General features: G+C 34.7%; 3 protein-coding genes. 1 reads left to right on the top strand and 2 read right to left on the bottom strand.

The window, feature by feature from the left end:
* Positions 1-71: 71 nt before the first annotated feature.
* Positions 72-350 carry a TetR/AcrR family transcriptional regulator gene (locus NK213_RS18530; protein WP_253352017.1) on the bottom strand — a complete coding sequence of 93 codons (279 nt, stop codon included), beginning with the start codon at positions 348-350 and terminating at the stop codon, positions 72-74.
* A gap of 86 nt (positions 351-436) precedes the next feature.
* Entirely contained in the window at positions 437-1,000 is a 564-nt protein-coding gene (locus NK213_RS18525; RefSeq protein WP_253352015.1) for a TetR/AcrR family transcriptional regulator, read from the bottom strand.
* Positions 1,001-1,556: 556 nt separating this feature from the next.
* Here NK213_RS18525 and NK213_RS18520 point away from each other — a divergent pair.
* A complete protein-coding gene (locus tag NK213_RS18520; RefSeq protein ID WP_253352010.1) occupies positions 1,557-6,749 on the top strand; it encodes a hypothetical protein in 5,193 nt (1,730 codons plus the stop codon).
* The last annotated feature ends 63 nt before the right edge of the window (positions 6,750-6,812 follow it).

The raw sequence follows: 6,812 nt of genomic DNA, 5'->3' as shown, positions 1-6,812 counted from the left end.
CATAATAAAGTCCTCCTGTTTTTAGTTTATCATAAAAAGATTTTTTTATTTACAGACTTTTTATCACAGGCTCATATAAAATCAAGGTATATATTTATAATAATAATAATTTTATCCACAGGTGCTTTGTTATCAGTCTGTTCAAGTACCAGTCTTGCTATTTCGGTTCCCATCTTTACGTGAAAAACTTTAAAAAGCTTTTCTTTAGAACCCATATACCGGTAAAATGCTCCTATTGAAATATCAGCTAACTGACAGATTTCCCTGATAGCAATGTCTTCATAATCTTTCTGCTTAAATAATTCCTCAGCAGCTGCTATAATTTTACTTTTTGTTCCATTGTCTTTCATAAATCTATCCCTTTCTATAATATAATATTATTATATCATATTTGGATGATATAAATAAGAACATAGTTCATGTAAAAATAAGGTTGTTATTTCTTAAATTCATTGATTAGTATATTAAATGTCAGTGCAAAATTCTCTCTCAGATTAGTATTTCCCTTACATGTACACCAGTCAAGTACTGTTCCTCCTATAGAAGAATAGAGAGAACTGAATATATAATCAGAGTCATATTTCTTATTAAATTCACCGTTATTGAAAGCTTCGTTAACATAATTTTTTAAAAAAGTATATAAAGTTTTTGTGGAGCGAAAGAGCTTTTTATTCTCTATTGAAAGCATAAGAAAAAAACTTGTACATTTATATCCGTGAGTGTAAATAGTGTCAATATATATATTGAAAAGTGTTTCTATTTTTTGAATTCCGCTTAGATTATATGTTTTGTCAGTGACTGTTTCTATAACATTTTCTTTCAGCTCATTATGGAAAATTTCAAATAATTTTTCCTTTGATCCTATGTAACGGTAAAAAGAACCAATGGAAATTCCGGATAAATGTGAAATTTCCCTGATAGAAACATCTTCATAATTATTTTCTTTAAACAGGTTACTTGCTACAGCAACAATCTTACCTTTAAGTTCATGTTTTAACATAGTTATCTCCTTTATAGAAAATCAATATTATAATAATATTTTTTATCTGACATTTTTTTGGAACTTTGTTCCTAATTTTTTTTGTCTTAATTATAGAATATTTTTTTGATTTATCATAATTAAAAAAGTTTAACTTTATGTTACTGATGAGGAAATCAAAGTTTTTTTAACAGGTGATTCATAATTTTATTTTCGTAAAATTTTTATTGACAAATAAAAAAAATGGGAATATAATACATATAATGAAACAAAGTTCCGAGTTATTTATAAAGGGATTTAAACATGAAGTTATGTTTGGGAGTGAAGAAAATTTTATTATAATTAAAAGTTAAATGCTGAAAGTAACGATGAAAATGAGTTTTGTATGTTTATTGTTACTTTTAATTATTACAAAAAACGGAACAATGTTCTGGAAAAATAAAAAAATTCATATGCAGGGAGTGATAAAAAGGATATTAGGAAATAAGTGGAAAAGTACTATTGGTAAATCCAGTGATTTAATGAGGAAGTAAGAACGGGAAACTGCTCTGAACTATCCGATTTTGAAGGAGAGAGAATGAAAGTAAATAATAAGCTGCTTATGCTGCTGGCTTTGAATAGTTTAGCGGTACTACCAGGAGAAGCTGCAGAAAGCAAAACAGACAAAATGTATAATAATATGATAAAAAATTTGGAAACAGGAAAATCAAACAGCAATAATTACAAACTTATAGAGAATATACTGAAACAAAAAAATAAAGAGTTAAAAGATTTATACAAACAGGGAGATTATGTAGTAAAACCAGAATATCTCGAATGGCAGATATTTTTTTCCGGATTTTATAATGAAAAGAATAAAGGAGACAATACTCTGTCCAATGCGAAATATTATTCAGATCCGCAGAAAGCTAACGGAGACAGTACTCTGGCAGATGGTCAGTCATCACTTTATGGTGATACGACAACAGACGGAAAGTTCAAACCGTATAAACCCAAGGAAGAAAGTAAATTTGTTGACTTAGGAGTAAGTCTTAATATAAAGGGAATAACAAAGAATACTTTGGATTTAGCAGTAACTCCTGCAAATGAGATAAATATTACACCGGGTACTATAAGTCCGAATATAGAAATACCAGTAATAAGCGAGACTATAGAATTACAGAGTTTTTCACCTATAGGTACAGTAACACCTCCTGATTTAAGCAAAATTTCTATTAACTGGCCAAGAGCAACATATTTTTCAAGTCCGATTCATGCGGTATCGGTAACTACATCTGTAAACGGGACTAATGAAGTGAATACAGGAGAGCTTGTATATAATGTAAACAGCACTTCCGGCTTAATGAATAAAACTGGTGTGGAATTATATAAAGGATCTTATACTAATGACGGGAAAATTGAAATAAATTATGACGGTACAGGAAATGGCGGCGGAGGAGTAACTCAGGTTAATACATTTCACGGTGTATTAAATGAAAACAGATACTTTTCAGGACCACAGAACGCCAACCCTATATCATTTGTAAATAACGGAGAATTTAATATATTTACCAATATAGCGGATAACGGCGGAGATGTAGGATCTGTTATGGGAATACACTATTATTCAGGAAGCTATGCAGAAAATACAAAAATAGAAAATTATGGAATAGTAAGAGTGAAGCAGGCAGTATGGATGCAATTCGAAGATACAGAAGGAACATATTTAAGTCATTCATCAGACGGAAGAGTAGGGAATGTAATAGCAGAAGACAGATCACAGGGGCTTCAGTTATGGAGATGCTGCTTTGTGGATTCAAGAGATAACGACACACTTGAATATATAGATCCGGGAATAATTGTAGTAAGAGGACAATCAACAGGTATAAATATAGTAGAATCTACTGACAGCATGAGAAGTGTAATAATGAATGATAATACAACAAATGATCCGGCAAAGGATTCTCAGATTATTGTGGAAAATGGAAACGGACTGGTTTTTACAATTGGATCTGCTCTGAAAGCAGGGCTGTATGAAGAAGTGAATATACCAATATATCAGACCGGGGCTGGAACTAATGGATTAATAGTTATTGATGGAACTTCTAACGGAGCACCCGGCTGGAATACAAGCGGAAGAGGAAAGGGAGTAGTTCATCTAGGAACCGGGTCAAAAATAGAAATCAGAACACCTGGAAATATGGTGGACAGAACAACAGGAATTTATACTAACGCGGCTCAGGCAATAGATAATGAGGGAATAGTAACTAATATGACCAATAATGCATATTCTGTCACATTAAATGACGGAACAGCATTAAACTATGATGCGCAGCCTGACGGTTCGAAAAATACTGTAGGTGTATATATTACAAAAAATAACGGTATGGCATTAAATACCGAAATACTTCCGGGAGAAACAACTGCGAATATTCATTACAGACAAAACGGAGGAAGTATAAAAATCGGCGGGGAAAATTCAGTAGCTTTATATAATAATAATGATATAGTCAAAATAACAAATAATGCAGAGATAGAAGCTGCAAACGGCGCAGTGGGACTATACACAAAAGGTAACGGAACTGTAGGAAGTGCTGTTACAATAGTAAACAATGCCAATCTTACAGTTGGTGATAAATCATTGCTGTTTTATAACGAAGGCGGTGCTCAGGTAAATTTTCAGGGAGCTACAACAGCTCATATAAAAAGCGGGGGGACGGCATTTTACTCAAAAGGGACAACAGCACTGACAGATTATCTGAATATTAATAATCTAACAGTAAAAATGGAAGATAATTCGACACTGCTAATGCTGGCAGAACCGTCAGCTCCTGTTTATCTGAATGCATTGCCCGGTGTAACAGGTAAAAATATTGATCCGTCAAGTTCAACAAATTATAAAAAATTATCTCAGTATAAAGGGCAATTTTTTATAAATAAAAATGTTGATATGGATAATCCTACAGATGACTATGTACAGACTTCGCTTATCTCAGCCAAGTCGGAATTAATGTCAGGATACACTATTGCAGGAAGCAAAGCCGGAGAAGTAGCAATGAAAAGTGGTGCTAATGCTTCTATTATTTCAAATGCTGATGTTTCTGCGGTTAATAACGGGACAATAAACTTATCGGGAGATAATTCCGTGGGACTTTACACTAATTACGGGACAAATACTAACAACAGTAATTTAAGCATAACAGGAACAAAAGGTGTGGGGATATTCGCAGAAAATGGTTCTCTGGTATCAAATACAGGAAATATAACAATAGGAAATAAAGGTGTAGGGATTTATGCAGTTAGCTTTCAGGATGCTGCCAATGAGCCTTTATTTGGAGATAAGAAAATAAATGTAACAAACTCAGGGCAAATTACAGCTAATGCTGGATCACAGGCTGTGGGAATATATTTGAATAATAATAAAGGTCTTGCTGTAAGTGATGCAGTTCTGAATCTGGGATCGGGAATAATAGATGTAGAGGCTTCAGACGGCGGAATCGGAGTATATACAGATAAAATACAGGTTTCAGGAGCCGGGACTATAACTGTAGGTAAAAACGGAGTGGGTATTTATGCCAAAGACAGTGACTTGTATCTAAATGGTGTGAATATAAATCTTCATGGTGATAATGCACTGGGATTATACCTTAGCGGGAATACCAATTTATGGACAGGAAACGGGAATATAGATATAAACGGGCAGAATGCAGTATTATTTAATATGGATACAGCAGCAGGAACAACAATAAATAACAATTTTACAGTATCTGCAGCAGCAGGATCTACATATACATTAGGAAATATAGTTCAAGGAGCTGTAACATACACTGGAAACAGCAGCTTGGCATCAAACGGTACACTTGTGTCAGGAAAAAATTCAGCAGTATATCTTGACGGATCTACTGTTACTTCAAATCCGGGAGCAGTAAATACAGCTGCAATATCTCTTGACGGGCAGTACACAGGAACTGTTCCCGCTGGAATGACAGCGAATACAGACGGGGAAAACAACGGAATTATATCTTTGGGAGATAATTCTGTAAGTATATACGGTAAAAATGGATCAAGAATAAGCAATAAAGGGACTATAACAACAGGGAACAGCTCAGCAGGATTAATGACATCAGGAACCGGGTCTTCGGCAGCAAACAGCGGAACTATCAATCTGGGAACAGGTTCTCAGGGGATAGTTTTGAAAAATGGAACTGATATAAAGAATATATCCGGAACGATAACAGGAACAGGTTCAGACTCTGTGGGAATGTTTTCTGATAATATAACAGGAACTATTGAAAATGGAGGAATAATTAATCTAAGCGGTGATAAAGCAATAGGGATATATTCTACAGGTGCAAATTCCGTATCAGTAAATAATAATTCAGGAGCAGAAATAAAAGTAGGGAATTCAACAAATGTTCTAAATCCATCAATAGGAATATACAGTGAAAATAACGGGAATATAATAGCAAACAACGGAACAGTGGAAGCAGGAATATCATCAATAGGGATATACAGTAAGTCAGGAACTACAGTACAAAATGGTCGGATAAAAGCAGGATCAAACGGAACAGGTATTTATGCCGACGGGGGAACTGTGAATCTAAATGCAGGTTCTTCATTGGAAACAGGAGCAAATAACGGAGTAGGAGTATATGCATTAAACGGAGCAAATGTAGTAAATAACGGTGTGACTGCAATTGGTGACGGAAGTTATGCTTATGTAATACAGTCAGGAAGCAGTCTGGTAAACAATACAGCGGCGGCGTTAGGTGAGAATTCGGTACTTATATATGCAGATGGAGCAGGAACAATAGCAAATAACGGACAAGTTACAATGACAGGCTCTAACAATGTGGGTATTTACAGTGAAAACGGCGGGACAATAACAAACAGTGCGGCAATAACAGGAACAGCCGGTCAGGCTAACATGGGAATCTATAATTATGGTGGAAGCATAAATAATATTGGAAATATATCTGTAGGAGATTCAATAATAATTGATCCTGATGATTCTGCACAAAATACCTATGCAATAGGGATATATGCAGATAATTCAGTATTGGAAAACCACGGGGATATCGCAATAGGTGCAAACGGAGTGGGAATTTATACAAAAAAGGCACAAACACCAATGAAGAACTATGGGAATATATCAAGCAACTCTGAGGGAGCAATAGGAATATTTGCAGAGTACAGCAAAGTGGAAAACTACGGGGATATCACACTTGGAGGAAAGAATTCAATAGGAATCTACGGTAATAAAACATCAGAAATAGTAAACCACGGGATAATAACACTAAATAACGATGATTCAACAGGAATAATGCTGAATATAAATTCAACACTGGACAATCAGGGAGAAATAGCAGTAAACGGTAATAACAGCAGTGCAGTAGTATTAAGAGGGGGATCAACAATAATAAACAGCGGAACAATGAGTATAGCCGGAGGGATAACAGGCTCAACAGAGGTATCATATGGAGGAACAAATTATAAAATACCAAGCATTATAAATGCCGGAATAGTAAAAGTATCGGAAAACTTTGAAACAAAAGGAATAGATATCCTTATAAAAGTAGACCCGTCAACAATAACAGCACCTACAACAACATCAGATGCTGGAGCGGCATTCGTATCAGATGCGGTAAAATTCTATGCACCAACATTTAATACAATTGATCCAATAGGAATAATGAGCGGGTTCACAACAGGGACACATGCATCAGTATATAAATTTGAAGATGTGTTCAATCCAATGACAGAGGATCAGGGCGGGCCTGTAGTGCTATAGTAAAGTAGGAACACCAAAATCTAAACAATGATATAATAAAAAAAGAAAGAGGTGTTTTGAAAT

This window comes from Sebaldella sp. S0638, from assembly GCF_024158605.1.
GTDB lineage: Bacteria > Fusobacteriota > Fusobacteriia > Fusobacteriales > Leptotrichiaceae > Sebaldella.
The sequence above is the reverse complement of the archived record's forward strand: the minus strand, read 5'-3'. Positions and strand labels throughout refer to the sequence as shown.

Bases quoted from the DNA above. Each gene is read 5' to 3' on its own strand.
- NK213_RS18530 (WP_253352017.1), bottom strand. From the start codon at position 350: ATGAAAGACAATGGAACAAAAAGTAAAATTATAGCAGCTGCTGAGGAA.
- NK213_RS18525 (WP_253352015.1), bottom strand. From the start codon at position 1,000: ATGTTAAAACATGAACTTAAAGGTAAGATTGTTGCTGTAGCAAGTAAC.
- NK213_RS18520 (WP_253352010.1), top strand. From the start codon at position 1,557: ATGAAAGTAAATAATAAGCTGCTTATGCTGCTGGCTTTGAATAGTTTA.